The 23,958-nt window shown below is 66.0% G+C and carries 26 protein-coding genes and 1 tRNA gene; 8 read left to right on the top strand and 19 right to left on the bottom strand.

Annotation, left to right across the window (positions count from 1 at the left end; translation table 11 throughout):
- Positions 1–66: 66 nt before the first annotated feature.
- Positions 67–273: a hypothetical protein gene (locus CXY91_RS22950; RefSeq protein WP_091836590.1), complete on the bottom strand. Its 207-nt coding sequence runs from the start codon at positions 271–273 to the stop codon at positions 67–69.
- A gap of 135 nt (positions 274–408) precedes the next feature.
- On the opposite strand from CXY91_RS22950, the gene CXY91_RS22945 reads away from it, so the two are divergent.
- Positions 409–864 carry a hypothetical protein gene (locus CXY91_RS22945; protein WP_091836588.1) on the top strand — a complete coding sequence of 152 codons (456 nt, stop codon included), beginning with the start codon at positions 409–411 and terminating at the stop codon, positions 862–864.
- 70 nt (positions 865–934) lie between these two features.
- Here the strand turns inward: CXY91_RS22945 and CXY91_RS22940 are convergent, their stop codons facing one another.
- The 3 genes from CXY91_RS22940 to CXY91_RS22930 form a co-directional block, all read right to left on the bottom strand.
- Positions 935–2,287, bottom strand: coding sequence for an amidohydrolase family protein (locus CXY91_RS22940; protein ID WP_248307608.1), 1,353 nt, complete (start codon positions 2,285–2,287; stop codon positions 935–937).
- Positions 2,288–2,476: 189 nt separating this feature from the next.
- The gene (locus tag CXY91_RS22935) at positions 2,477–3,334 is read right to left on the bottom strand and encodes a LysR family transcriptional regulator (protein WP_100963637.1); all 858 of its coding nucleotides are present in this window, start codon (positions 3,332–3,334) and stop codon (positions 2,477–2,479) included.
- Positions 3,335–3,467: 133 nt separating this feature from the next.
- A tRNA-Ala gene (locus tag CXY91_RS22930) sits at positions 3,468–3,543 on the bottom strand.
- A gap of 109 nt (positions 3,544–3,652) precedes the next feature.
- Here CXY91_RS22930 and CXY91_RS22925 point away from each other — a divergent pair.
- The 4 genes from CXY91_RS22925 to CXY91_RS31180 all read left to right on the top strand — a co-directional run bounded on the left by CXY91_RS22925 (position 3,653) and on the right by CXY91_RS31180 (position 5,892).
- Positions 3,653–3,943 (top strand): YggT family protein, encoded by a 291-nt coding sequence (locus tag CXY91_RS22925; RefSeq protein WP_091836582.1) that lies wholly within the window; start codon positions 3,653–3,655, stop codon positions 3,941–3,943.
- A 5-nt stretch (positions 3,944–3,948) separates the two neighbouring features.
- The gene (locus CXY91_RS22920) at positions 3,949–4,263 is read left to right on the top strand and encodes a DUF167 family protein (RefSeq protein ID WP_100963635.1); all 315 of its coding nucleotides are present in this window, start codon (positions 3,949–3,951) and stop codon (positions 4,261–4,263) included.
- A 70-nt stretch (positions 4,264–4,333) separates the two neighbouring features.
- Positions 4,334–5,053 carry a carbonic anhydrase gene (locus CXY91_RS22915; RefSeq protein WP_091836577.1) on the top strand — a complete coding sequence of 240 codons (720 nt, stop codon included), beginning with the start codon at positions 4,334–4,336 and terminating at the stop codon, positions 5,051–5,053.
- Positions 5,054–5,232: 179 nt separating this feature from the next.
- Positions 5,233–5,892: a cold-shock protein gene (locus CXY91_RS31180; RefSeq protein WP_091836574.1), complete on the top strand. Its 660-nt coding sequence runs from the start codon at positions 5,233–5,235 to the stop codon at positions 5,890–5,892.
- Positions 5,893–5,993: 101 nt separating this feature from the next.
- On the opposite strand, the gene CXY91_RS22905 is transcribed toward CXY91_RS31180, so the two are convergent.
- The 6 genes from CXY91_RS22905 to CXY91_RS22880 all read right to left on the bottom strand — a co-directional run bounded on the left by CXY91_RS22905 (position 5,994) and on the right by CXY91_RS22880 (position 11,212).
- Complete coding sequence (locus tag CXY91_RS22905; protein ID WP_100963633.1) at positions 5,994–6,533, bottom strand: MOSC domain-containing protein; 540 nt, start codon at positions 6,531–6,533, stop codon at positions 5,994–5,996.
- Between the two features lie 126 nt (positions 6,534–6,659).
- The gene (bfr, locus tag CXY91_RS22900; RefSeq protein ID WP_057191938.1) at positions 6,660–7,148 is read right to left on the bottom strand and encodes a bacterioferritin; all 489 of its coding nucleotides are present in this window, start codon (positions 7,146–7,148) and stop codon (positions 6,660–6,662) included.
- A gap of 110 nt (positions 7,149–7,258) precedes the next feature.
- Positions 7,259–7,546, bottom strand: coding sequence for a (2Fe-2S)-binding protein (locus CXY91_RS22895; protein ID WP_091836568.1), 288 nt, complete (start codon positions 7,544–7,546; stop codon positions 7,259–7,261).
- Positions 7,543–8,076 (bottom strand): iron response transcriptional regulator IrrA, encoded by a 534-nt coding sequence (gene irrA, locus CXY91_RS22890; RefSeq protein ID WP_100963631.1) that lies wholly within the window; start codon positions 8,074–8,076, stop codon positions 7,543–7,545. Before irrA ends, CXY91_RS22895 begins: the two co-directional genes overlap by 4 nt.
- Positions 8,077–8,247: 171 nt before the next feature.
- Positions 8,248–9,837, bottom strand: a complete 1,590-nt coding sequence (locus CXY91_RS22885) for a DHA2 family efflux MFS transporter permease subunit (protein WP_100963629.1) — start codon at positions 9,835–9,837, stop codon at positions 8,248–8,250.
- Positions 9,838–10,006: 169 nt separating this feature from the next.
- Positions 10,007–11,212, bottom strand: coding sequence for an HlyD family secretion protein (locus CXY91_RS22880; RefSeq protein ID WP_100963627.1), 1,206 nt, complete (start codon positions 11,210–11,212; stop codon positions 10,007–10,009).
- Positions 11,213–11,361: 149 nt separating this feature from the next.
- On the opposite strand from CXY91_RS22880, the gene CXY91_RS22875 reads away from it, so the two are divergent.
- Positions 11,362–12,030 carry a TetR/AcrR family transcriptional regulator gene (locus CXY91_RS22875; protein WP_100963625.1) on the top strand — a complete coding sequence of 223 codons (669 nt, stop codon included), beginning with the start codon at positions 11,362–11,364 and terminating at the stop codon, positions 12,028–12,030.
- 25 nt (positions 12,031–12,055) lie between these two features.
- On the opposite strand, the gene CXY91_RS22870 is transcribed toward CXY91_RS22875, so the two are convergent.
- Both CXY91_RS22870 and CXY91_RS22865 read right to left on the bottom strand, forming a co-directional pair.
- Complete coding sequence (locus tag CXY91_RS22870; RefSeq protein WP_244543877.1) at positions 12,056–13,003, bottom strand: DMT family transporter; 948 nt, start codon at positions 13,001–13,003, stop codon at positions 12,056–12,058.
- A 151-nt stretch (positions 13,004–13,154) separates the two neighbouring features.
- A complete protein-coding gene (locus tag CXY91_RS22865; RefSeq protein ID WP_100963623.1) occupies positions 13,155–14,189 on the bottom strand; it encodes an aspartate-semialdehyde dehydrogenase in 1,035 nt (344 codons plus the stop codon).
- Positions 14,190–14,638: 449 nt separating this feature from the next.
- Here CXY91_RS22865 and CXY91_RS22860 point away from each other — a divergent pair, with 449 nt between their 5' ends.
- Both CXY91_RS22860 and CXY91_RS22855 read left to right on the top strand, forming a co-directional pair.
- Positions 14,639–15,715: a hypothetical protein gene (locus CXY91_RS22860; protein WP_158673554.1), complete on the top strand. Its 1,077-nt coding sequence runs from the start codon at positions 14,639–14,641 to the stop codon at positions 15,713–15,715.
- A 123-nt stretch (positions 15,716–15,838) separates the two neighbouring features.
- On the top strand, positions 15,839–16,144 hold the full coding sequence (locus tag CXY91_RS22855; protein ID WP_091836552.1) for a hypothetical protein: 306 nt from the start codon (positions 15,839–15,841) through the stop codon (positions 16,142–16,144).
- Between the two features lie 56 nt (positions 16,145–16,200).
- Here the strand turns inward: CXY91_RS22855 and CXY91_RS22850 are convergent, their stop codons facing one another.
- From CXY91_RS22850 to CXY91_RS22820, 7 genes are all read right to left on the bottom strand, one after another.
- The gene (locus tag CXY91_RS22850; RefSeq protein ID WP_100963618.1) at positions 16,201–17,637 is read right to left on the bottom strand and encodes a homospermidine synthase; all 1,437 of its coding nucleotides are present in this window, start codon (positions 17,635–17,637) and stop codon (positions 16,201–16,203) included.
- A 98-nt stretch (positions 17,638–17,735) separates the two neighbouring features.
- Complete coding sequence (locus CXY91_RS22845) at positions 17,736–18,566, bottom strand: phosphodiesterase (protein ID WP_100963616.1); 831 nt, start codon at positions 18,564–18,566, stop codon at positions 17,736–17,738.
- A 130-nt stretch (positions 18,567–18,696) separates the two neighbouring features.
- The gene (locus tag CXY91_RS22840) at positions 18,697–20,031 is read right to left on the bottom strand and encodes an ABC transporter substrate-binding protein (protein ID WP_100963614.1); all 1,335 of its coding nucleotides are present in this window, start codon (positions 20,029–20,031) and stop codon (positions 18,697–18,699) included.
- 12 nt (positions 20,032–20,043) lie between these two features.
- On the bottom strand, positions 20,044–20,895 hold the full coding sequence (locus tag CXY91_RS22835; RefSeq protein ID WP_100963612.1) for a carbohydrate ABC transporter permease: 852 nt from the start codon (positions 20,893–20,895) through the stop codon (positions 20,044–20,046).
- Complete coding sequence (locus CXY91_RS22830) at positions 20,892–21,833, bottom strand: carbohydrate ABC transporter permease (protein ID WP_100963610.1); 942 nt, start codon at positions 21,831–21,833, stop codon at positions 20,892–20,894. Before CXY91_RS22830 ends, CXY91_RS22835 begins: the two co-directional genes overlap by 4 nt.
- A 159-nt stretch (positions 21,834–21,992) precedes the next feature.
- Positions 21,993–22,529 carry a GNAT family N-acetyltransferase gene (locus CXY91_RS22825; RefSeq protein WP_100963608.1) on the bottom strand — a complete coding sequence of 179 codons (537 nt, stop codon included), beginning with the start codon at positions 22,527–22,529 and terminating at the stop codon, positions 21,993–21,995.
- Positions 22,530–22,757: 228 nt separating this feature from the next.
- Positions 22,758–23,903: a type III PLP-dependent enzyme gene (locus tag CXY91_RS22820; protein WP_091836537.1), complete on the bottom strand. Its 1,146-nt coding sequence runs from the start codon at positions 23,901–23,903 to the stop codon at positions 22,758–22,760.
- Between the last annotated feature and the right edge of the window lie 55 nt (positions 23,904–23,958).

Below are 23,958 nucleotides of genomic sequence, written 5' to 3'. Positions count from 1 at the left end.
CATGGGCTCGAATGGCTTCATGGTCGAAACGAAGGAGCGGCGGTAGGGTTCCGCCGCCGATCGCGTTTAGCGCACCGCCCGTCGCGTGGTGCGAGCCACTGTCGGGCCGGTGACGGCGCCGGCAGCCCCGCCCACGACGGCGCCGACCGGCCCGGCGACGACCGCGCCGGTTCCAGCACCGACGGCCGCGCCGCCGATACGCTCTTCCGTGGTCGAGCACGCGCCCAGACCCATGGCCATGACGGCAAGGGCGGCGAGAGTGAATGTCTTCATGGCTTGATCCTCTTTCAATGACCGGGCTGTAAACGCTCGACACGCCAAGAAGTTGCCGCAAGGCAATGGCAGAGATTCCCGGCGTTGGTTAAGCTCGCTGCGGCGAGCTCGATTCATCGCCCAGGGAGACTGCACATGAAGACGCTTCTGTTCTCCACCGCCCTTGCTTTGATGACCATGGGCCTTGCCGGCGCGCCGGCCTCGGCCCTGACGATGAAGGAGTGCAGCGCAAAGTATCAGGACGCCAAGAAGGCGAACACGCTGAAGGGCCAGAAGTGGAACGATTTCCGCAAGGCCAACTGCGCCGACGACGACGCCTCCGAGAACGATGCGGCCGCGGCGGTGACGGACGCTCCGGCGGCGACGCCGGCTGCGGCGACCCCGGCGAAGCCCGCGGGCAAGGCCAAGGCCGCGGTGTTCCCGAAGGCAGTCGCGACGAAATATTCGGATGAGACCGCCGGCCGCGCGCGCCTCAAGACCTGCGCCGACCAGTACAACGCCAACAAGGCCGCCAACGCCAATGGCGAGTTGAAGTGGATCGAGAAGGGCGGCGGCTATTGGAGCCAGTGCAACGCCAAGCTGAAGGGCTGAGCAGAGATCAGCGTGGCGCGCCCGATTTCCGGGCGCGCCTGCATCTCGACTTTATGAGCGCCGGGCCGTCTCAGGCTTTGCCGACGCTGCCATAGACCATCCGGCCCTTGTGGAAGGTGGCGCTGCGCGCCGGAATGCGCGCGACCGCCTCGGCGGAGCAACTCGCGCCGACCAGCGTGAAGCCGGCGGTGTCGCCGACCTTCGGCCAGGCGCGCTTTCCCTCGTCGTCGAGGGGCAGGACGCCGCCAGTAGCGATGGCGAGCGAGCGCGACAGACGGAATTCGTCCGAGTTCCGATAGACCTGCGCGTAAAAGTAGGACCGCTCCAGCATGTCGCCGCTGCCGAAGGGCGACCAGTGGTCGATCACACTGTCGGTGCCGGTCATCACGAAGACGCCCTTGTCCTGCAATTGCGGCAGCGGCATCGTCAGGGCGCCGAGCGGCACGGTCGAGGCGATCGTCATCTGCTGGGCCGATAGGCGCTGAATCGTCTCCGCCTGCAGGCCGGGCGCCATCGTCGCCAGCGCGAAGCCATGGCTGATCGTCACCTTGCCGCGCAAAGCCGGATTCTTCTCGACCGTGTCGATCATGTAGGTGACAGCCGCGGTGCCGGACGCGCCGGTCTCGTGCAGGTGAATGTCGACGCCCTTGCCGGTGTCGAGCGCGATCTGGAACATCGCGTCGAGCGATTTCTCCATGGCCTTGTCGACATTGGTCGGGTCGAGGCCGCCGACATAGTGCACGCCCATTTGCATGGCCTCGCGCATCAGCCCGTCGACCTTGGAGTGCAGCAGGCCGTGCTGCGGGAAGGCGACGATCTCGCAGGAGAAGTCGTCGCGGTGCTTTTCGAGCGCGAGCAACAGGTGCTCCAGGCTCTTCAGCCCGCTGACCGGATCGATGTTGCAATGGCTGCGGGCGGTGGTGGTGCCCTTCGATTGCAGCAGGGCGATCAGGCCCTCGGCGCGCTCCTGCGAGGTCGGCAGCAGCTTGGGGATCAGCTTCTCCTCCAGCGCGATCATGTCCATGATCGTCTTGCCCTGGCGCGGGCGCGGCGCCTGCCAGGGGCCGCCATAGAAGGTCTTGTCGAGGTGGATGTGCATGTCGCGCATCGCCGGGAGCGCCAGCTGGCCGCCGGCATCGTAGCGCGGCAGCGCGGCGGAAAGGGTCGCGCCGGCCGGATGCAGGGCGGCGATCGTCCCGTCCTTGATCTCCAGCGTGTAGAGCCCGGTGCGGGTGCCGACCACGATGTCGCCGTCATAGTCGAAGCCGTCTTCGAGCCGGACGCCACCGAGATAGTAGTGGCGGTCCGTCAATGTTGTGATGCCGGTCTTGGCATCGTCCTTCCCAGCCTTAGCGGGCGCTGCCTCGGCGCTACCGGCCAGGCCGATAATCGCGGCTGACGTGGTGAGCTGGCCGGTCTGCATGAGAAAGCCCCTGCGGCTCTGGTGCGGCACGCTGCCCATGGTGTTTCCCCGATCTGACTGTGAGCTTGTGGCTCCGATCTACGGGACGAGGGCAAGCATTGGCAGCGATGTTTGCCCATGATGATCATTCGATTCGGCAATGATCATCATGTTCAGCCGGATAGCCAAAGCCGAGCGGCAGGGCGCGCGCTACGGATGGAGGCCACAGAGGGCGCTGAGTTGTCCGGCGAGAGCGATGGTCGCGTCCGGAGCATTGTCGCGGTAGTAGAGCGCCAGTTCGAAGCCGGTCACGTCCGGCAGGCCTTCAGCAGCCCCGAGCACGCGGTGGCCTTGCTGCCGGCAGCTCGCGGGAAGCAGGGTCAGGCCGAGACCGGCGGCCGAGGCGGCGATGAGGGCTGCCAAGCTCGTGCTGGCATAGCTGACGCGCCAGCGTATGCCGAGACCGTCCAGCGCCTCGCACAGTTCCTCGCGGTAGAGCCCGTTGAGCGGGAAGACCGCCAGCGGCACCGGCGCACGCTCGATGGCCGGGTGGGCCAGGCTGTCGAGCCAGAGCAGCGGCTCGGGTCGCGCGGCGCGCGGTGGCTGGCGGCGGCGCTGCTTGACCAGGACGAGGTCGAGCTCTTCGCGCTCATAGGCGCTGTAGAGATCGGCGCTGAGGCCGCTCGTGACGTCTAGCCGCAGATGCGGCTCCGCCAGACTGAACTGCGCGAGCAAGCCTGCGGTCGGCACGGTGAAATCCTCGGGCATGCCGAGCCGCAGGACACCGTCGCGCCAGAAGCCGGTCAGCGCGTCATGTGCCTCTTCGTGTAGAGCGAGGATGCGCCTTGCATAGCTGAGCAGCCGGCTGCCCTCCTCGGTCAATTGCACCTGATGCGGATTGCGCTCGAACAGAGGCTTGCCCAGCATCTCCTCCAGCCGCCGGACTTGCTGGCTGACGGTCGATTGCGATAGCGAGACCCGCTCGGCGGCGCGCGTGAAGCTCATGCTCTCACAGACCGCGACGAAGCTCTGCAGCAGCTGCGGGTTGAACATGGGGTAGCGGGTCATCGTCGCGCTGCCGGGCGGTTCGAGGCGTGTCGCCCGATACTAGGCAGCGCAAGCGCCGGCAGCCAAGGCGAGGCCATCGCTCAAGCGGCTTCAGCGGCATGATTTTGGGAGATCAACGATCAGTCGTTAGGCCTGGTGGAGCTGAGGGGATTCGAACCCCTGACCTCTGCAGTGCGATTGCAGCGCTCTCCCATCTGAGCTACAGCCCCCAAGGCGCTGGCCTTCTAGGCCCTGCGTTGCGCTCCTGTCAATCGCTTGCGGCAGGAGTTTTGTGGGTGCTCGTCGCGGAGCGCCTGGCCTTCTCGGAGATGCTGCTCGATGCGTGCCGTTCTCGACGTCGTGATGCTGGCGCTGAACCTCTATGTCTGGATCCTGATCGCCTCGGCCGTGCTGAGCTGGCTGATCGCCTTCAACGTCGTCAACACGCGCAACCAGTTCGTCTCGACGGTCTGGGATTTCCTCTACCGCATCACCGAGCCGGCGCTGCGGCCGATCCGCAACATGCTGCCCAATCTCGGCGGCATCGACATCTCGCCGATCATCCTGCTGCTGCTGATCTTCTTCATCCAGAGCGTGATCACCCGCTACATCTACCCTAACGTTTTCTAGGCTGGATGGCCGCCTGGTCGGTCACGCCGGACGGGCTCGCGCTTTCCGTCCGCCTGACGCCGCGCGGCGGGCGCGATGGCCTCGACGGCGTCGAGACGCTGGCCGACGGGCGCGACGTGCTGAAGGCCAGGGTCCGGTCAGCTCCGAGCGAGGGCGAGGCCAATGCCGCGCTGATCGCATTGCTGGCCAAGGAGTTGTCGGTCTCCCGCTCCCGGGTTTCGCTGACGGCAGGCGCGAGTGCGCGATTGAAGCGCATTCTGATTCGCGGCGACGCGCAGGCGCTGGCGGCGCAACTGCAGAAGCAGTTTTGCGAGATTTGATGCTGCGTTGCAGCAGAATCAGCTGGACGGGCTCTTGACGAAGGCCGTCGGCTTCTGGCCCAACTGAAGCATGGACCAGCAAGCTCCCGAGCCGTTCCCGCAGCGCCTGACGGAGGGCTATCGCGCCTTCCTCGACGATCGCTTCGTGCGCGAACAGAGTCGTTACCAGAAACTCGCAGAGAGTGGGCAGACGCCGAAGATCATGCTGATCGGCTGCTGCGATTCGCGGGTCTCGCCCGAGGTCATCTTCGATGCGAGCCCAGGCGAGATGTTCGTGGTCCGCAACATCGCCAATCTGATCCCGCCCTTCTCGCCCGACGACCAGCTGCACGGGACCTCAGCTGCGCTGGAATACGGCGTACAGGCGCTCAAGGTCGAACATATCGTCGTGCTCGGCCATGGCCGCTGCGGAGGCATCAGAGCCTTCGCCGACGATACGCAGGGGCCGCTGTCGTCCGGCGACTTCATCGGCCGCTGGATCACGCTGGTCGAACCCGCGGCCAGGCGCTCGGGCGGGCGCGGCCGAAACGAGACCCTGGACGATTATGTCGAGCGCCTCGCTTTGCTCTCGGTCCAGCAATCGCTCGCGAACCTGCGCACCTTCCCCTGCATCAACATCCTCGAGAGCAAGGGCAGGCTGCACCTGCATGGCGCCTATTTCGCTGTCGCGACCGGCACGCTGATGCTCCTCGATCCGCAGACCGGACAGTTCGTCCCGGCGGTCGGCGAGATGCCCAAAAAGGTGCAGATGATCCGCTGCTCGGAAGCGGAGCCTGGACAGGACGGTTGACGTCTGCTCCGGAACGGGTGAGTTTTAGTCGATCCGCCGCTTGAAACGGCGGTCGCTGGGGAAAAAATTTGCAATCCGGCATGATTTCGCCGGACAAGCATTTTTGCTGCGCCGCACCGATGACGAACCCAGAAGCTTGCGCTAGATTGCGCGCTCCCGGTCACTATCGTTGAAGCTGCATGTTCGATCGTCGTAAGCCCGCCGCCCCGGCGCCCTTCGTCACCCACGAGAATATCGAAGCCAAGGTCAAGTGGTTCGATCCGGAGAAAGGCTTCGGCTTTGCCTCTCCGGCGGACGGCTCCGGCGACGTTTTTCTCCACATCTCGGCCATCGGCCCGCAGGATCCGCAGGACCTGCAGCCCGGTGCGACCATCATCTGCGATCTCGGCGAAGGCCGGCGCGGCCTGCAGGTCGTCTCCGTCCACGAGATCGATGCCTCGACCGCAGCCCCCGCCGCGCCGCGTGGCGCCGGCGGTCCGGGAGGCGGTGGCCGTCCGTTCTCGCCGCGCCCGCCGCGCGACGATTTTGGTGGCGGCTATGGGGGTGGCGGCGGCTATGACCGCGGCGACCGTGGCGGCTTCGACCGCGGCGATCGCGGCGGCTTCGATCGTGGCGCCAGCGCCCCGATGGAAGGTCCGTTCGACGGCGCCGTGAAGTTCTTCAATACCGATCGCGGCTTCGGCTTTATCGCCCCCGACAAGGGAGGGCCGGACGTGTTCCTGCATGTCTCGTCGCTGAGCCGCAGCGGCCTGCAGCCGCCGATGGACGGGCAGCGCGTGCGCTTCTCGATCCGCGCCGGCAAAAAAGGCCCCGAAGCCGCGAACATCAGCTTCCTCTGAGAAGCTGTCGCGAGCGCATATCGCTGGTCAGGCTGCCTCAGCCTGACCAGTCAGTGATCTTCACGCTTCGATGAGGCGGCGGGCCGAAAGGCTCCGCCGCCTCAAACGCGTTCGAGGGCCCGGTGCGGCAAAGCGGGCAAGCTGATCTCGATTGAATCGCCGGGACGGACCTCTCCCCCCTCCAACACGATTGCCATGATTCCGGCTTTGCGGATCAGCCCGCCATTCGCATCGCGACCGAGCACGGCCTTTAGCAAGCCGGGCTGGAAGGCTTCGATCTGGACGCAAGGATTGCGCAGGCCCGTGATCTCGACGAGTGCGTTGGGGCCGAGCCGCAGCTGGGCACCGGTGGGCAAAGCGAGCAGGTCGAGCCCGCGCGTGGTGACATTCTCGCCCATATCGCCAGGCCGTAGCGAGAAACCGCGGGCCGCGAGTTCCTCGAACAGCTCTGCCTGGATCAGATGGACCTGACGCAGATTCGGCTGCGTCGGATCGACGGCGACACGCGAGCGATGCTTCACCGTCTCGCCGCAATGGGCGTCGCCTTCGACGCCGAGGCCGGCGAGCAGGCGAATCGCCGGCAGCAGCGGCTTGCTGAAGCGGTGGCCTTCATCCCGAGCTACGGCGACGATCTCAGCCATTCGTTCCTCCCTACTGGTCGCCGCTCTCTGACACGCGCTGCCGTATTTGGGGAGGCAGCTGCGCAACAAAAAACCGGGCCTGTCACCAGGCCCGGTCGATCGCCCCTTGGAAACAGCTGCCGCAGGTCAGTGCTCGTCGCCCTCGAGCCCGCCGACATGCTTCTGGGTGTAGAGTTCGAGGCCGATGCGGCCGATCAGGTCGAGCTGGGTTTCGAGGAAGTCGATATGGCCTTCCTCGTCCTTCATCAGGGCCTTGAACAGGTCCTCGGACGGGTAGTCGCCGACGTCGCGGCAATACTTCGCCGCTTCCTGATAGAGGGAGCGTGCCTCGACCTCGGCCTTGAGGTCGCATTCGATCACTTCCTTGACGTTCTCGCCGATGCGCAGCGCGTCGAGGGTCTGGAGATTCGGGAAGCCTTCGAGGAAGAGGATGCGGTCGACGAAACGGTCGGCATGGACCATCTCCTCGATCGATTCCTTCTTCCAAGTCTTGGCCATGTCCTTCAGCCCCCAATTATCGAGCATCCGGTAGTGCAGCCAATACTGGTTGATGGCCGTGAGCTCGGAGCGCAGGCCCTTGTTGAGGTATTCGATGACCTTCTTGTCGCCCTTCATGCCGCGCTCCTCGCAATCGACTACATTAGAATGATCCTAATGTAGAGCGCCTCGCTCGGAAAGGGAAGGAGAGATTGCGCGCCAGGCGCGAGAAAACGCGCCGTGCCGGATCAGGCGGCGACGCGGTCGTCGTTCTCCTCGATGCCGGCCATCATCAGGCCGACCGAGACATGCACGGCGCATTCGACATCGTGGCTGGCGCAGCTATGGCACTGGCTGGCGCAAGCGGCGCGCGCCTCGACGAGCAAGGAGCGGACCTCGCGGGCACAACGTCCGCAATCCGGGCTGCAGCCGAGGCAGTCATAGGCCTCGCCCGCCGTGCGCGGACCGCTGCCGTCAGGGGCGATCGTGCCCTTGATCTGCCGGCAGGACAGGACGTTGCAGGAGCAGACGATCACGCCCGGTGACCCCCGGCGACCTTCGTCACCGTCTCCTCGCCATCGGCGCGACGCAGGCGCACGATCACCTCGACCGAGGAGATCATCATGCCTTCCGGCGCGACCGGCAGGCCCGAGACGTGAATCTCGGAACCGGGGATGTCGACGACGGTCTCGTCGTCCTCGTTGTAGAAGTGGTGATGCTCCGAGACATTGGTGTCGAAGAAGGTCTTCGGCCCGGAGACCGAGACCTGGCGCAGCAGGCCAGCCTCGGAGAACTGACGCAGCGTGTTGTAGACGGTGGCGAGCGAGAGCGGCTCGCGGGCGCGCAGCGCCTCCTCGTAGAGCATCTCGGCGCTGACATGGCGGTCGCCCTTGGCGAAGAGCAGCCAGCCCAGCGCCATGCGCTGGCGTGTCGGGCGCAGGCCGACGCTGCGCAGGCGCGCCTTGACCGCGCTGATGGGGCAAGCAGCCGGGGCCTTCTTGGGCCAGGGGATCTGTTCCGCCTGGGCCCGCGCCGGGATGCCATCCTTGAGGGACAGAATGCTCATGAACGCCTTCCAACTCGAAGATCGGTGTCATTGTAGTTTAGAATTTATCTAAACTACTGATATTATTGATATTTTTGCCTTCTCCGAAACCAGCTGTCAATCTCCTCGCACCTGCGGCAAGACGCATCAGGGGGTTGTCCACGGTGCAGGGGGCCTCAATTTGGGGCGTCTTTAGTGGCCACCGCCTGCGGCTCCTGGCTTGGCAGCCGGCGGCTTGGTCATGAAGAGGGACAGCAGCACCAGGGCGCCGAAGATCACGGTCAGGCCGAGGAAGACGTCGCCGAAGGCCATGACCAGCGCCTGCTTGTGGGCCCGCTGCGTCAGCAGCTTCAGCGCCATCGACTGGGCGGCGTCGCCATACTCGATGAAGCGCTGCGTCATCGAGGCGAGGTTCTCCTCGGCGATCTGGCGGCCGGCGGCGACGGCCTCATGCAACCGGGCGATGTGCAGGTCGGTGCGGTTGTTGAGCAGGGTGTTGATGACGGCGAGCCCAACCGCACCGCCGAGATTGCGGGTGAGATTGTAAAGGCCGGAGGCGTTCTTGAGCTGCTGTGGCGGCAGGGTCCCGAGCGCCAGGTTGTTGATCGGCACCATGCACAGCATCAGCGAGCAGCCGCGCAGGATCTGCGGCACCAGCAGCTCGTGGAAATCCCAATCGGCGGTGATGGCCGAGGCGAGGTAGGTGCCGAGTGCGAAGCCACCAAAGCCGATCATCATCATGATGCGCGGGTCGAGCTTGGTCGACAGGCGCCCGGCGATCGGCGCCGTCAGGAACATGGCGAGGCCGGTGACGAACATGGTCTCTCCGATCATCAGCGCGTCATAGCCACGGATGCGCCCGAGATAGACCGGGTAGAGATAGGTCAGTCCGTAGAGGCCGATGCCCATCGTGAAGGAGAACAGCGAGCCGAAGGCGAAGTTGCGGTTCCTGAAGGCATAGAGATCGACCAGCGGGTCGTTCCGCGTCAGCGCCCGCCAGAAGAACAGCACGGCGCCAATGATCATCACGAAGGTGAAGAGCACGATCTCGTGGCTCTCGAACCAGTCGAGCCGCGTCCCTTCCTCGAGCACGTATTCCATGCTGCCGAGGAAGGCGGCCATGGCGCCGAGTCCGACCCAGTCGAAGCGCTTGAGCAGGCTGTGGTCCGGCTTGTCGAAGTCGATCAGGTTCCAGGCCGCGATGGTGACGGCGATGCCGGGCACGAGATTGACCAGGAAGAGCCAGTGCCAGGAGAAGGCGTGGCTGAGATAGCCGCCGACGGTCGGGCCGATCGTGGGGGCGAGCGTCGCGATCAAGCCGATCAGCGGCGAGACGATCGGCCGCTTCGAGGCCGGGAAGATGGTGAACGCCGCGGCGAACACGCCGGGGATCATGCCGCCGCCGATGAAGCCCTGGATCGCCCGCCACAGGATCATCTCATTGATCGAGCTCGACATGGCGCAGAGCACGCTCGCAATGGTGAAGCCGGCGGCGGCGATCGAGAAGAAGACGCGGGTCGAGAGCGCCCGGCTGAGATAGCCGGACAAGGGGATCATGATGACTTCGGCGATCAGATAGGCGGTCTGGACCCAGGCGATCTCGTCGCTCGACGCGGACAGGCCGGCCTGGATCTCCGCCAGCGAGGCCGAGACGATCTGGATGTCGAGGATCGCCATGAACATCCCGAAGACCATCGCCATGAAGGCGAAGATCCGGCGCAGCGGAATGGCGTCTGGCGCCGGCGCGGCGCCGGCCGGAATGGTCGTCGTGGCGGTGGCCATACCGGCCTCCTCGACTGGGGATTTCAATCTGGTCTGCGGAACCGGGCCCCCGGCCCGAGGAGCGCCGTGAGGCGCGGTGCGCTTTGGCCCAGAAGGGGCGATTGAACCTTGGCACATCGCCATTTCCCGGTCGGAAATGGCTCCTCGGGTCGAGGGCCCGGACGTCTGGTTATTTCTGCGCGCTCGGGCGCGGGTCGATCGAGACCACGACCGACATGCCCGGGCGCAGAATGTGCTTGCCGGCCGATTCCGGCGACAGGGCGATGCGGACGGGCACGCGCTGGACAATCTTTGTGAAGTTACCGGTGGCGTTGTCGGGCGGCAGCAGGGTGAAGACCGAGCCGGTGCCGCCGGCGATGCCGCTGACCGTGCCGTCGAAGACCTGGCCGGGCAGGGCGTCGACGGTGATCTTCGCCTTGTCGCCGATCTTCAGCGGGCCGACCTGCGTCTCCTTGAAGTTGGCGTCGACATAGACCTGGTCGAGCGGCACGATCGACATCAGGCGCTTGCCGGCGCTGACGAGGTCGCCGAGCTGCATGTTGGTATTGGCGACGAGGCCATCGATCGGCGCCGAGATCGACATGAAGGAGAGGTCGCGCGCAGCCTTGTCCTCGGCGACCTTGAGCTCGTCGATCTGGCGGGCGGCCTCGACGCGCTGGGCTTTGAGCACCTCGATATTGGCCTGCGCCTGCACCACGCCGGCCTTGGCGCTGGCGAGCGAGGCGACGGCCTGGTCGCGCGCGGCGGTGGCGGCGTCGAGCGTCGCCTGCGAACCATAGGACTTGGCGGCGAGGTTGCTGGCGCGCTCGAAATCGGCGGTGGTGCGGGGGACGGCGGCCTCGGCCGAGGGCTGCTGTGCCTGCGCCTGCTGCAGACTGGCGCGGGCAGCCTCGATCTGCGCGTCGATGCGCGAGAGCGTGGCCTTGGCGGTGGCGCTCTTGGCCTGGGCACTCTCCAGCGCGATCCGCTGGTCGCCATCGTCGAGCTTGACGAGAGGCTGACCGGCCTTGATCTCCTGGTTCTGCGTCACCGCGATCGCGGCGATGTTGGCGGGCAGCTTGGCCGAGATCGTCGCCATCTCGGCGCCGACATAGGCGTCATCGGTCGAGACGATGAAGCGGCCATTGCGCCACCAGTCGATGCCGTACCAGAGGCCGGCCGCAAGCGCCGTGCCGGCGACGAGGATCAGCGCGACGCGCTTGACGCCGCTGCGCTTGCGTGCCGGCTTCTCGGCAGCCTGGGGCGGGGCGGCAACGTCCTCGCTCGCCTTGCGGCCTTCGACGGGCGCGGGAGTCTGTTCAAGCGCCGGATCGACTAGCTTCAGACGGTCGCGGCGTGGCTCAAGGCGCTTTTCAACGGTGGTTTCGGCAGTCATGGTGACAATGCCCTGACAATCTGGTTTCGAACCGCTCGGTTCGATTGTGCTTGAAATAGCGCCGTACGAGGTGCATATCAAGAGGAAATCGAACCGCTCGGTTCGATTATTTTTGCAAGCGCGAACATGCGCGGGACGGATGGAACATAATGAGCGCGACGCTCGAGCCGCGACATGTCAAGGCGATCTCCCGCAACCGACGGGTCGCGGGTGCCGATCCCGAGAAGCGTCACCAGATCCTGGAAGGGGCGCATGCCGTGTTCACGGCCCGCGGCTTCGACGCCGCCAGCATGAACGACATCGCTTCGGCCGCGAACGTCTCCAAGGGCACGCTCTATGTCTATTTCGAGGACAAGGAGCATCTCTTCGTCGCGCTGATCGAGCGCGAGCGCGAGAAGCAGAAGCAGGGCATGTATGCGGCCCTGGCCGAAGAGCCCGATCTCACGCTCGCGCTGACGAATTTTGGCAGCGGGCTGGTGCGCCTGCTGACCAATCCTTTTGCGCTGAGCGCCCATCGCATCGTGCTCGGGGTCGCCGAGCGCATGCCCGACCTCGGCCGCGAGTTCTATGAGCGCGGCCCGATGCAGGGTGCACAGCAGCTTGCCGCTTTCCTCGCTCGCCGTGTGGCGCAGGGCGAATTGGCTATAGCGGATACGGCCCTGGCGGCGGCTCAGTTCGTCGATCTCTCGCAGTCGACCCTGATGCGCCCACGCCTGTTCAATGCCGAGCGCGTGCCGCCGAGCGAGGACGAGATCGCCTATGTCGTCGGCGAGGCGGTAGCGACCTTCATGGCGCGCTATGGGGCCAAGAAGGCCTGAGGCGGCTCCGTGAGCCTCGCCGGAATCAGCGCCCGATCACCCTGCGGGCCCTGATGCGTTCGCGATGGGCGGTATAGAGCCCTGATGCGATGATGATCGCCGAGCCGAACCAGGTCACGGCGTCGGGTAGCACCGAGAACAGGATGAAGCCGAAGGCCGAGGCCCAGAGCAGCTGCACATAGGAGAAGGGCGCCAGCAGCGAGGCGTCGGCATGCCGGAAGGCCTGGATCACGAACCAGTGGCCGACGGTCGAGGAGACGCCGATGAACAGGCCGACCAGCAGCGCTTCAGTCGAGAGTGGCTGCCAGGTCAGAGGCTGGAGCGCCGAGAGCACGATCCAGCCGACGACCGCCGACCAGGCGAGCGTCGTCACGGGGTTCTCGGTTGCGCTCATCATCCGGGTGACGATCAGCGCAAAGGCCCAGGTCACGGCCGAGAGCACCGGCAGTATCGAGGCTGCCTGGAAATCGCTGCCGCCGGGACGCACGACGATCAGCACGCCGATCAGGCCGACGGCGGTCGCGGTCCAGCGCCGCCAGCCGATCTTCTCGCCGAGGATCGGGATCGACAAGGCAGTGACGAAGAGCGGCGAGACGAAGCTCGTCGCGGTCGCGTCGGCGATCGGCAGGTATCTCAGCGACGAGACGAACAGGATCGAGGAGACGGTGACGGCGACGCCGCGCAGGATCTGCATGCCCGCGCGCCGCGGCTTCAGCTGTTTGAAGCCGCCGGGAGCGGCGACAGCCAGCATGATCAGGGCGAAGGCGGCATAGCGCAGCCAGACGACCTGGATCGCCGGCGTCGTGGCCGTGAGGTATTTCGAGGCGACGTCGGCGGCCGACAGAAAGACGCTGCCGAGCAGCATCAGACCGATGCCGCGCAGGCTGTTGTCACGTCGCGGCGCGGGACGTTGCGGCGGCTCGGCCGGGGCTGGTTCGACCGGCAGAGGCACTCTGGTCAGGGTGTCGGGCAAGGTCTTCGGTGAATCTCTAGGAGAAGCCGACCCTAGCCGATGATCGGGGCGATCCCTCGCGCAAATCCGGCACGGCCGCCATGCGTGCGCGCAAGAAAAAGGCGGGCATGACGCCCGCCTTGAAATTTTCTTTAAAGGAAGCGCGGTGAACTCAGGCGGCTTGCTTGCGCGGCTGGATCAGCTTGCGGTTGACCAGCACCTCGGCGATCTGGACCGCGTTGAGCGCGGCGCCCTTGCGCAGATTGTCCGAGACGCACCAGAAGGCGAGGCCGTTCTCGACCGTGGCGTCCTCGCGGATGCGCGAGATATAGGTCGCATCCTCGCCGGCTGCCTCGTGCGGGGTGATGTAGCCACCGGGCTCGTGCTTGTCGATGACAAGGATGCCGGGAGCGGTGCGCAGCACCTCGCGCGCCTCGTCGGCGGTGATCGGCTTCTCGCATTCGATGTTGACGCTCTCGGAATGGCCGATGAAGACCGGCACGCGCACGCAGGTGGCGGTCAGCTTGATCTTCGGATCGAGGATCTTCTTGGTTTCCGCCATCATCTTCCACTCTTCCTTGGTGAAGCCGTCTTCCATGAAGACGTCGATGTGCGGGATAACGTTGAAGGCGATGCGCTTGGAAAACTTCTTGGCCTGGACCTCGCCGGCGGCAAAGACCGAGCGGGTCTGGTTGAAGAGCTCGTCCATCGCCTCCTTGCCGGCGCCGGAGACCGACTGATAGGTCGAGACGACGACGCGCTTGACGCCGAAGCGCTCATGCAGCGGCTTCAGCGCCACGACGAGCTGCGCGGTCGAGCAGTTCGGGTTGGCGATGATGTTCATCTTGCTGAAGCCGGCAGCGGCCGCGGCGTTCACCTCCGGCACGACCAGCGGCACGTCGGGATGCATGCGCCAGGTCGAGGAGTTGTCGATCACGACGGCGCCCTGCGCACCGATCTTCGGCGACCATTCCTTCGAGACCGCGCCGCCCGCCGACATCAGGCAGATATCGGTGTCGGAGAAATCGTAATGCTCGAGCGCCTTCACCTTCAGCGTCTTGTCACCGAAGGAGACCTCGGTGCCGACCGAACGGGAAGAGGCGAGCGCCACCACCTCGCTGACGGGGAAAGCACGCTCGGCGAGGATGTCGAGCATTTCATGGCCCACATTGCCCGTGGCGCCGACGACCGCGACCTTGAAGCTCATCTCTAAGAATTCCTTCTGGCGAAACCGGTTGTGCCTCCCCGGGGAGGCCGTCGCCGCTCATCTCGATCGCGGGTTCGGCCGGTTGACCCCGGCCGGGGGGGAGATCCCGGAATCGAGGCGACGTGTCAGTGCGACGTCCGGGTTTTCCCGGCCGTCGTTTTGGTCGTGGTTTTCGTCGTCAGACGGAACGTCACAGAGCCAACCTGAACATCATCGCGAAGCCGGGAGATAAGTGCCCGGCGCGCAATCCCAAACACAAGCTGCCGTGAAAAGTCAATCGTCCTGCTGCAGCGCCGGCATTAACCCTGCCTCCTTACCTGCCATTGACCCTGTTTCGCGATGAAGCACGTCCGGTAACGGCCTGCTCATCACGGCCGGCGAAAGCTCGCCTGCGAGTGGGACGAAGCGGCTTGCAGCAGTGCGGGCCGTCTAACGGGTTGGGTATTGTCGTGTCCGGGGACGAGATCAGCGCCATCTGGCAGCGACTCAAGCTGCGCCTGCAGGACAGCGGGCAACGCCTTCAGCCGCGCCTGCAGGGCCTGGCCAACGCCGCACCGGGCCGCTTCGATCTCGCGGCCCGGCTGGTCGATCTCGCCGACGCGACCGAAGCCGGCTTTGCGCGGATCATGCGGCCCGTGCTGCGCTTGCTGCGCTCCGGCGCGATCGGCTTGACGGGCGGCCTCGTCTGGCGCGGCCTCGCCGCGCTGACCGGAGTGAGCCTGACTGCGATGCTCGTTGCCGGTCTTTCTTCCGGTTCGTCGGAACCTGCGCTCGCCAATCTGGCCTCGACGGAGGCCGTAGCCGCTCCGCTGGTACGCGATGTTCGCCTCCAGGCGCTACCGATGGCCGCCGGACAGGACGGCTGGGTGATGATCGGTCGTCCGATCGCGCTGTTCGGCCTGGAGTCGCCCGAGCTCGACAAGCGCAGCGCCTATGAGGCGCGGCGCAGCCAGGACGGCCAGCGCCGCGAGGACATGCTGAGCTTCGGCGAATTCGGCGACAGCAAATCCTTCCTGGCGCTCAAGTTCCAGGTCAACCGTGATGCACAGGTGCAGAAGGCACTCGCCGGGCAGGCGCAACCCTTCGTGATCACGCTGGTGCGCGAGAGTGCGGCGCGTGGCCTCTCGGTCGGGCGCAGCGGTGCGGCGACCACGATCGAGACCAAGTTCGGCACCGTCGAGACCGCCGATATCGGTCTGAGCGACGGCAAAGCCGGGCGAGCCTGCATCGCCTTCCGCCATCTCGACGGGGCGGCGCATCTGTCCTTCTCCGGCTGGTGGTGCGGCAGCGAGGCGCGACCGGCCGACAGGGCGCAATTGATCTGCCTGATCGACCGGATCGATCTCCTGAGCGCCGGCGACGATCCCGAGCTGCGCAGCAATTTCGCCCGCACCGAGCTCAACCGCCGGCAGGGCTGCTCGGTGCCGCGGCTTGCGGCGACCGGCCGAAAGGGCTCCTGGCTCGACGCCGACGGCAAGGCCCCGGCGCTGCGGCCGACCAGCAGCAAGCAGGCGCAGGCGCGGTAACGGCCTCGTGTGGCCGCCCTGCACTGGCAAGGCGCAACAAAAGCATTAACTCGGGAATTGTATCGTCTGCGATAGCCGATCCGCCGGCAACTTCGGCGGGGGCAACCGCTTCAGGAGATCGTCATGCGTTCGCTTTCCCGTCTCGCCGCTGGTCTCGCCCTGTCGGTCGCAGCGGTCACCTTTGCCGCCTCGGTGGCCGAGGCGCAGCAACAGCGCAAGCCTTTGCGTGTCACCGTCCAGAAGCGCAGCTATTTCGACGCCGGCAATGTCGTACCGGTCGGCAGCATGAACCGCTATGCCTCGCAGCATTTCGTGGCGAGCCCGGTCTATTCGGCTGCGGGCGAGCTCTATGGCGAGGGCACGCTGCCCTCGCGCATCGGCTCGGGCGCCAACCCCTTCGCCAACAGCTTCTCGACGCCGCGTTTCTGAGCGCAGCGTTCGAAATGAAAAAGGCCCGCCGTGAGGCGGGCCTTTTGCTGTGACGATCAGCGCACCAGGATGTTCTTGAACTGCCAGGGGTCGGAGGTGTCGATATCCTCCGGGAACAGGCCCGGGCGGCCGTCGAGCGGTGTCCAGTCGGTGTAATAGCCCTGCACCGGCCCGAGATAGGGCATCTGGATCGAAAGGCAGCGGTCGAGATCCATCTCCTCGACCTCGACGATGCCGGCCTTGGGGTTCTCCAGCGCCCAGACCATGCCGGCGAGCACGGCCGAGGTGACCTGCAGGCCCGTCGCGGTCTGGTAGGGAGCGAGCTTGCGCGCCTCCTCCGTCGAGAGCTGCGAGCCGAACCAGTAGGCGCCCTTGTCGTGGCCGTAGAGCAGCACGCCGAGTTCGTCGATGCCGTCGATGACCTCGTTTTCCTCGAGGATGTGGTGCTGTTCCTGCGGCCGGCCGGCATTGCCGAACATCTCGTGCAGCGAGAGCACGGCGTCGTTGGCCGGGTGATAGGCGTAGTGGCAGGTCGGCCGGTAGATCGCCTTGCCGGCCTCGTCACGCACGGTGAAGTAGTCGGCGATCGAGATCGACTCGTTGTGCGTCACCAGGAAGCCGTATTGCGGACCCGGGGTCGGGCACCAGCTGCGCACCTTCGTCTCAGCGCCGGGCTGCATCAGGTAGATCGCCGCCTGCGAACCGGTCTCGTGGGTGCGGGCATTGTCCGGCATCCACTTCTCATGAGTGCCCCAGCCGAGCTCGGCCGGCTGCACGCCCTCGGAGATGAAGCCTTCGACCGACCAGGTGTTGACGAAGACGCCCGGCGGCTTGGGGTTCTTCGAGCGCTGCGTGTCGCGCTCGGCGATATGGATGCCCTTGACGCCGACCTGCTTCATCAGCCCGGCCCATTCCTCGCGGGTGGTCGGCTGCGGCACGTTGAGGCGCATGTCGGAGGCGATGTTCAGCAGAGCCTTCTTGGCCAGCCAGGAGGCCATGCCGGGATTGGCGCCGCAGCAGGAGACGGCCGTGGTCGAGCCCGGCGCGCGGGCGCGCTTGGCGGCGAGAGTCATCTCGCGCAGCGCATAATTCGAGCGCTCGCCCGGACCCTTCGTCTCGTCGAAATAGAAGCCGAGCCAGGGCTCGTTGACCGTGTCGATATAGAGCGCACCGAGGCTGGAGCAGAGCTCCATGATGTCGCGCGAGCCGGTGTCGCAGGAGAGGTTGACGCAGAAGCCCTGGCCACCGCCCGCGGTCAGCAGCGGCTCCAGCATGGTCTTGTAGTTCTCGAGCGTCACGGCTTCCTGGATGAAGCGGATGCCGCGCTCGTCCAGCAAAGCGCGGTTGTCGTCGTCGGGTGCGATCACCACGAACCGGCTCTTGTCGAATTTGAGATGCCGCTCGATCAGCGGCAGCGTCCCGCGGCCGATCGAACCGAAGCCGATCATCACGATCGGGCCGCTGATCTCGCCGTATACGGGCCAATCCGTCATTCTTTTCAACTCCTGGGTCGTGCCTTGGTGGATCAGCGGACGCTGGTATGGCCTGGCGTCCCCAGGGTCAACCGGAAGGGGGCGACAGGCAGGCGGTCTCAGGCGTGCGCGCCGGGATAATCGGCGTCGAGCACGAAGGGGTAGGGACCCGGATAGCGCTCGACATAAGCCATGTGGCTTACGAGCCCTGTGCCGGGCCGATAGCTGTGCAAGTAGTAAGCCGGCGGCTCCATATGGAAGGTTGCCGGACCTTCGGGCGCGAGATCGAGCGTGACCTGATGCGTCACGCTCGGCGCGATCTGGGCTATCGTGCCGGCGAAGCGCGTCGTGATCGGCCGGTGATGGTGGCCGCAGAGAATGCGCTCGACATTCGGATAACGGGCGACGATCTCGCGGAAGCCATCAGCGCCTTCGAGCAGGCGAATTCGGTCCATGTGGATGATGCCGCAGTCGAAGGGCGGGTGGTGCATGAAGATGACGACCGGCTTGCCGTTCGCACCGGCGAGCGCCTTCTCCAGGAAGCCGAGGCGCTTGTCACAGAGCGCGCCGGCGCTCTGGCCGGGCAGCAGGGTGTCGAGGCCGATCAGCCTGACATCGCCGAGGTCGGCGCTGAACTGGACGAAGCCGTCGTCGAGCAGGGCGTGCGGTCCGAGCGTCAGGCCGGCCGTCAAGGTCTCGCGGCGATCGTGATTGCCCGGCAGCAGCAGCACCGGCACCTCGATCCGTTCCAGCAGGTTGGCCAGCAGCCCATATTCCTCGGCGAGGCCGCAATCGGTGAGGTCGCCGGTGATCACCAGCGCATCCGGCTGCGGGCGCAGGGCCGCGACGACGTCGAGCGCGCGCTCGGTCAGGGCATTGGTCTCGGAGACGCGATAGGCCGGCTTGCCGAGCGGGCGGATGTGCAGGTCGGTGATGTGGGCGATCAGCATGGCGTTACGATCCGGGTCTTGGTTCCCCGTCATGCTCGGCCTTGTGCCGAGCATCCACGTCTTGCGACGTGGATGAAGGGAGGACGTGGATGGTCGGGACAAGCCCGACCATGAAGATGGCGATCGCTCTTTACTGCGTCGGCAGCTTGAGGGCGGTCTGCTCGACATAGGGCTTCATGATCTCGTCGGCGGTCTTCTGGGCCGAGACGAGTGCTTCCTTCGGCTGCTTCTTGCCGGAGAGGACGGCCTGCAGCTCGTCCTCGATCGCCTTGCGGACCGGAACCGTCTTATAGGTGGCGAACCAGGGCTTGGCATAGGCGAGCTGGCTGACGGCGATGCCGGCATCCGGGTTCTTGGCGATGAACTCCTTCATCTCCGGCAGCTCGTAGGCGGCCATGTTCGGCGCGAAGTAGCCGGTGGCGCGGCTCCACCAGCCGGACTTCTCCGGCGAGGTCATCCAGTTGATCAGCGTCCAGGCAGCCTTGCGGCGCTCGCCTTCGACGCCAGTCGGGATGACAAGCGAGGCGCCGCCGATCGGCACCTCGTTCTTCACGTTCTTCGGCACGAACGCGACCTTGTAGGGGAACTTCGCGTTGGTGCGGATATGAGTCAGCGAGCCGGTCGAGAGCAGTATCATCGAGGCCTGGCCGGAGAGGAAAGCGGTCGAGACCGCGCCCCCCGCCTGGACCCCGGCCGGGTGGACCTTGTGCTTGGCGACGAGGTCCGACCAGAAGGTCAGGGCGCCGAGCATGGACGGGCTGTCATAGTAGACCTCGCCGCCGTAATCGACATTGAACCACTGGCCGCCGTTCGACTGGGTCAGGGCCTGCAGGATCCAGCCGCCGTAATCGTAGTTCGAGGGCGCCATGATGCCCCAGCGGGTGACGCGGTCGCCCTCGCGCCTGGTCAGCTTCTTGGCGGCGGCGGCGAGCTCTTCCCAGTTCGTCGGCAGCTTCTCCGGATCGAGGCCAACTTCCTTGAAGTGGTCGGCGTTGACGTAGAGCAGTGGCGTCGAATTATGGAAGGGGACGCCGTAGACCGAGCGGTCTAGCACGGCGTTGCCGTGCAGGGCGCGGAAGAACTGGCCCATATAGGCGTCGTTGCTCTTGCCGTCGGCCTTGATGAGGTCATCCAGCTTCTGGATCTCGCCCTCGATCTTGAGATCGAGCAGGAAGTTGGCCGACATGATCACGGCGGCCGGCGGCTTGCCGGCCTTCATCGCGGCGCGGGTCTTGATCAGCGTCTCGTCATAGGAGCCGGTGTAGACCGGCGTCGCCTTGATCGCAGGGTTCTTCTCGTTGAACTCCTTGATCAGCGCGGTCATGTCACGGGCGAGCTGCCCGTCGACCGGGACGGGGAAGAACAGCTCGATCTCGGTCGGCGCCTGCGCGAAAGCGGGTGTGACCGCGAAGGAAGCGGCAAGTGCCGCGCCGGCGAGGACCGATCTGCGGGTGGTGCTGGTCATTGTCTGGACCCCTTACTTGATGCCTGACGAGACGAAGGAATTGACGAAGGCGCGCTGGAACAGCGCGAAGGCGATCAGCAGCGGAGCGCTGACCATCAGGGTGCCGGCGGCGATGACGCCCCAGGCCTGCGCACCCTCGGCGCCGCGCGTGAACGAGGCGAGGCCGACGGTGAGGGGGCGCAAATCCGGCGAATTGATCACCATCAGCGGCCAGAGGAACTCGTTCCAGTGGCTGGTGACGGAGACGATCGAGAAGGCGATCAGCGAGGGCTTCGCCAGCGGCAGATAGATGAAGCCGATGCGCTGCCAGACGCTGGCGCCGTCGATCAGCGCCGCGTCCTCGAGCTCGCGCGGGATCGCCAGAAACGCCTGGCGCATCAGGAAGGTGCCGAAGGCGGAGGCGAAATAGGGCGCCATCACGCCGAGCAGGCTGTCATAGAGGCCGAGCCGGGCGATCGTCGCGAGGTTCGGTACGATCAGCACGACCGGCGCCAGCATCAGCTGCAGCAGGAAAAGATAGAAGCAGAGCGTCCGGCCGGGGAAGTCGATGCGAGCGAAGGCATAGCCCGCCAGCGTGATGGTGACGATCTGCACGGCCAGGATGCCGAAGCTGATGATCGCGGTGTTGAGGCCGTAGCGCGGGAAATCGGCCGAGGCCCAGGCTTCGGCGAAGTTGCCGAGCGTCGGCAGATAGGACGGCACCAGCGAGGCCATGCCCGAGCCGCCATAGGTGTGCGGGTTGAAGGCGGCGACCAGCATCCAGAGAAACGGCACCATCCAGAGCGCCGCCAGCAGCAGGGTCGTGGCATAGCCGAGCTTTGGCGTGATCTCGCGGTTGGCGACGCCGGTCGAGGCCTCGATCATCGGTCGCGCTCCCCGAAGGAGCGCTCGATCGTGCGGAGCGAGCTTGCCGAGATGACGAGGAGCAGCGCCAGCATGACGAGCGTGCCGGCGGCAGCGCGACCGGCATCATAGCTCTCGACCGCCTGCTGGTAGACGTAGAACAGCAGCAGGTTGGTGGAGTCGGACGGGCCGCCCTTGGTCAGCACGAAGACGTGGTCGACCTGGGTGACGACGTTGATCAGCCCGATCACCAGCACGAAGCCGATCGTCGGCTTGATGTAAGGCAGGGTGACGTAGCGCAGGCGCTGCCAGGGATTGGCGCCATCGAGGATCGCCGCCTCATAGGCGTCGGCCGGCACCGCCTGCAGGCCGGCGAGGAAGAACAGCATGTAGTAGCCGGCGTTCTTCCAGATCGTCAGGCCCATGATCGAATACAGGGCGATGTCGGGATCACCCAGCCAGTTCGGGCCGGAGATCGCGAGCTTGGCGAGGTGGTAGTCGAGCAGTCCGGCATTGGGCAGGAAGATGAACAGGAAGACCGAGGCGGCCGCGACGAGCGGGATCAGCACCGGCAGGAAGAAGAGCGAGCGGAACAGCGCGTTGACGCGGCTCGACCGGACCAGCGCCATGGCGAAGCCGAGCGCCAGCACGAGGCTCGGGATCACGGTGCCGACGGCGTAGAGCAGGTTGTTGGCGAGAGCCTTGCGGAAGGCGGCGTCGGCGAAGAGGGCCGCGAAGTTCGCGAGCCCGACAAAGCCCTGCGGGCCGCCGACCTTCTGCTGGTTGTGCAATGATTGCCAGAAGACCTGAGCGACCGGCCAGTAGGTAAACAGTGTCAGCAGGATCAGCGAGGGGGCCAGCAAGCCGAAGGCGAGCAGCGTCGACCGGCGAGGTCGCGAGGAAGCGAGCTGCAGCACCCGCGGCTTTGCCAATCTGTTCGTCAGAACCGTGTCTGCCATTGTTCCCGCCTTCGCGGCGGGTGATGGCGATGCCGGACGACAGTCCGGTGAAGGCAAGATGACGTTTCGGCGACAAAGCCGGTGAAATAACAATCGCCCAAACGCAGAACGGGCAGACCCTAAGGCCTGCCCGTCAAGGATGGTGCGGTGTCCGGGCGCTCAGGCTGCGCGACGTCGGAGTCCGTCCGTTTCGGCGGCCGGCACGAGCGCCCCCGTGGCCTTGAGAACGCCGCTCGCGCCCTGGAGCGCACCATCGCGCAGCTCGAGGCCGAGGAAGCGCTCGCGCTCGAACGGGCCTGGCATGGCAAGTTCGGCCATCGGCTCAGGCGTGAAGCCGAAGCGCTCGTAATAGGGCGCATCGCCGACGAGCAGGATCGCGCCATGGCCGCGGCAGGCGGCGCGCCAGATCGCCTCGCGCATCATCGCCTTGCCGAGACCCTCGCCCTGCAGGTCCGGCGAGACCGCAAGCGGGCCGAGCAGCAGCGCCGGCTTGCCGTTGGCCTCGACATGCCAGAGCCGCACGGTCGCGACGATCGCGCCATCGCGCTCGGCCGTTAGGGCCAGGCCTTCCGCCGGCATGCGGCCTTCGCGCAGGCGCTCGCTCGACTTCGTCGTGCGGCGCTCGCCGAGGCAGCGGTCGAGCAGGACCTCGCGGGCTGGAATATCGGTCTCGATCTCGTCGCGGATCGTGATCATGACGCACCTCCTGCCGGAGCGCCCGCCGTCTCGCGGACCTTCCCGGCGCCGCGCGGACGCGGCCACAAACAAAGGATTGTGTGGAAGAGGGTCCGGCGGGAGCCACGCCCGCGCTCCATTCTTGGAGGCACGAACGCTCCGCCCGGTTTCCCGGGCAGCCTGCCGATCGTGGCAGGGCGCTTCGCCGGACCCGATGAGTGAGGGAGGGCAGCGAGCCCTCCCGTTTCGTCAGATGACGTACTGCTTCAGCGGCGGGAAGCCGTTGAAGGCGACGGCCGCATAGGTCGTCGTATAGGCCCCGGTACCCTCGATCAGGACCTTGTCGCCGATCTCCAGGCTGAACGGCAGCATGTACGGGGTCTTCTCGTACATGACGTCGACCGAATCGCAGGTCGGGCCGGCGAGCACGCAGGGAACCGTGGCGTCGCCGTCCCGGATCGTTCGGATCGGGTAGCGGATCGCCTCGTCCATCGTCTCGGCAAGACCGTTGAACTTGCCGATGTCGAGATAGACCCAGCGGACCTGGTCGTCCTCGCTCTTCTTCGAGATCAGAACGACCTCGGCCTCGATCAGACCGGCTTCGCCGACCATGCCGCGGCCCGGCTCGATGATGGTCTCCGGCAGGCGGTTGCCGAAATGCTTCGACAGCGCCTGGAAGATCGCATCGCCATAGGCCGGGACGCCCGGGATCGGCTTCAGGTAGCGCGCCGGGAAACCGCCGCCGAGATTCACCATCGACAGCGACAGGCCACGCGTGGCGCACTCCTTGAACACGGCCGAGGCCGAGGCCAGGGCCGAATCCCAAGCGTTCACATTAGCCTGCTGCGAGCCGACGTGGAACGAGATGCCATAGGCCTGCAGGCCGAGGCGATGGCCGTGCTCGAGCACGTCTGCGGCCATTTCAGGCACGCAGCCGAACTTGCGCGAGAGCGGCCAGTCGGCACCGGCGCCGTCGCAGAGGATGCGGCAGAAGATGCGCGCGCCTTCGGACTTGGTGGCCTGGGCGGCGCGGGCGACCTTCTCGACCTCGGCCTCGCAATCGACGGCGAACAGGCGCACGCCGAGCTCCATGGCGCGGGCGACGTCGCGCTCCTTCTTGATGGTGTTGCCGAAGGAGATGCGGTCGGCCGTGGCGCCGGCCGACAGCGCCAGTTCGATCTCGACGACCGAGGCGCAATCGAAGCAGGAGCCGAGCTTGGCCAGCAGGCGCAGCACTTCCGGAGCCGGATTCGCCTTGACCGCGTAGAAGACGCGGGTGTCCGGCAGTGCCCGGGAGAAGGCGACATAGTTCTCGCGCACGACCTCGAGGTCGATCACGACGCAGGGGCCGTCCTCGCGGCGGTCACGCAGAAACTCACGGATGCGCTCGGTCATGAGACGCTGCTCCTCTTCGGCGCAAGCGGCGCCGATACGACGTGTAGCCGGTTGA

It is taken from the genome of Allobosea sp. FBZP-16, assembly GCF_002831785.1.
Taxonomy (GTDB): domain Bacteria; phylum Pseudomonadota; class Alphaproteobacteria; order Rhizobiales; family Beijerinckiaceae; genus Allobosea; species Allobosea lupini.
The sequence above is the reverse complement of the archived record's forward strand: the minus strand, read 5'-3'. Positions and strand labels throughout refer to the sequence as shown.

Coding starts and splice junctions, on each gene's coding strand:
- CXY91_RS22945 (WP_091836588.1), top strand. CDS start 409: ATGAAGACGCTTCTGTTCTCCACCGCCCTTGCTTTGATGACCATGGGC.
- CXY91_RS22850 (WP_100963618.1), bottom strand. CDS start 17,637: ATGACGGATTGGCCCGTATACGGCGAGATCAGCGGCCCGATCGTGATG.
- CXY91_RS22940 (WP_248307608.1), bottom strand. CDS start 2,287: ATGCAGACCGGCCAGCTCACCACGTCAGCCGCGATTATCGGCCTGGCC.
- bfr (WP_057191938.1), bottom strand. CDS start 7,148: ATGAAGGGCGACAAGAAGGTCATCGAATACCTCAACAAGGGCCTGCGC.
- CXY91_RS22905 (WP_100963633.1), bottom strand. CDS start 6,533: ATGGCTGAGATCGTCGCCGTAGCTCGGGATGAAGGCCACCGCTTCAGC.
- CXY91_RS22855 (WP_091836552.1), top strand. CDS start 15,839: ATGCGTTCGCTTTCCCGTCTCGCCGCTGGTCTCGCCCTGTCGGTCGCA.
- CXY91_RS22840 (WP_100963614.1), bottom strand. CDS start 20,031: ATGACCAGCACCACCCGCAGATCGGTCCTCGCCGGCGCGGCACTTGCC.
- CXY91_RS22885 (WP_100963629.1), bottom strand. CDS start 9,837: ATGGCCACCGCCACGACGACCATTCCGGCCGGCGCCGCGCCGGCGCCA.
- CXY91_RS22920 (WP_100963635.1), top strand. CDS start 3,949: ATGGCCGCCTGGTCGGTCACGCCGGACGGGCTCGCGCTTTCCGTCCGC.
- CXY91_RS22835 (WP_100963612.1), bottom strand. CDS start 20,895: ATGATCGAGGCCTCGACCGGCGTCGCCAACCGCGAGATCACGCCAAAG.
- CXY91_RS22880 (WP_100963627.1), bottom strand. CDS start 11,212: ATGACTGCCGAAACCACCGTTGAAAAGCGCCTTGAGCCACGCCGCGAC.
- CXY91_RS22830 (WP_100963610.1), bottom strand. CDS start 21,833: ATGGCAGACACGGTTCTGACGAACAGATTGGCAAAGCCGCGGGTGCTG.
- CXY91_RS22825 (WP_100963608.1), bottom strand. CDS start 22,529: ATGATCACGATCCGCGACGAGATCGAGACCGATATTCCAGCCCGCGAG.
- CXY91_RS22915 (WP_091836577.1), top strand. CDS start 4,334: ATGGACCAGCAAGCTCCCGAGCCGTTCCCGCAGCGCCTGACGGAGGGC.
- CXY91_RS22865 (WP_100963623.1), bottom strand. CDS start 14,189: ATGAGCTTCAAGGTCGCGGTCGTCGGCGCCACGGGCAATGTGGGCCAT.
- CXY91_RS22925 (WP_091836582.1), top strand. CDS start 3,653: ATGCGTGCCGTTCTCGACGTCGTGATGCTGGCGCTGAACCTCTATGTC.
- CXY91_RS22950 (WP_091836590.1), bottom strand. CDS start 273: ATGAAGACATTCACTCTCGCCGCCCTTGCCGTCATGGCCATGGGTCTG.
- CXY91_RS22935 (WP_100963637.1), bottom strand. CDS start 3,334: ATGACCCGCTACCCCATGTTCAACCCGCAGCTGCTGCAGAGCTTCGTC.
- CXY91_RS22845 (WP_100963616.1), bottom strand. CDS start 18,566: ATGCTGATCGCCCACATCACCGACCTGCACATCCGCCCGCTCGGCAAG.
- CXY91_RS31180 (WP_091836574.1), top strand. CDS start 5,233: ATGTTCGATCGTCGTAAGCCCGCCGCCCCGGCGCCCTTCGTCACCCAC.
- CXY91_RS22875 (WP_100963625.1), top strand. CDS start 11,362: ATGAGCGCGACGCTCGAGCCGCGACATGTCAAGGCGATCTCCCGCAAC.
- irrA (WP_100963631.1), bottom strand. CDS start 8,076: ATGAGCATTCTGTCCCTCAAGGATGGCATCCCGGCGCGGGCCCAGGCG.
- CXY91_RS22820 (WP_091836537.1), bottom strand. CDS start 23,903: ATGACCGAGCGCATCCGTGAGTTTCTGCGTGACCGCCGCGAGGACGGC.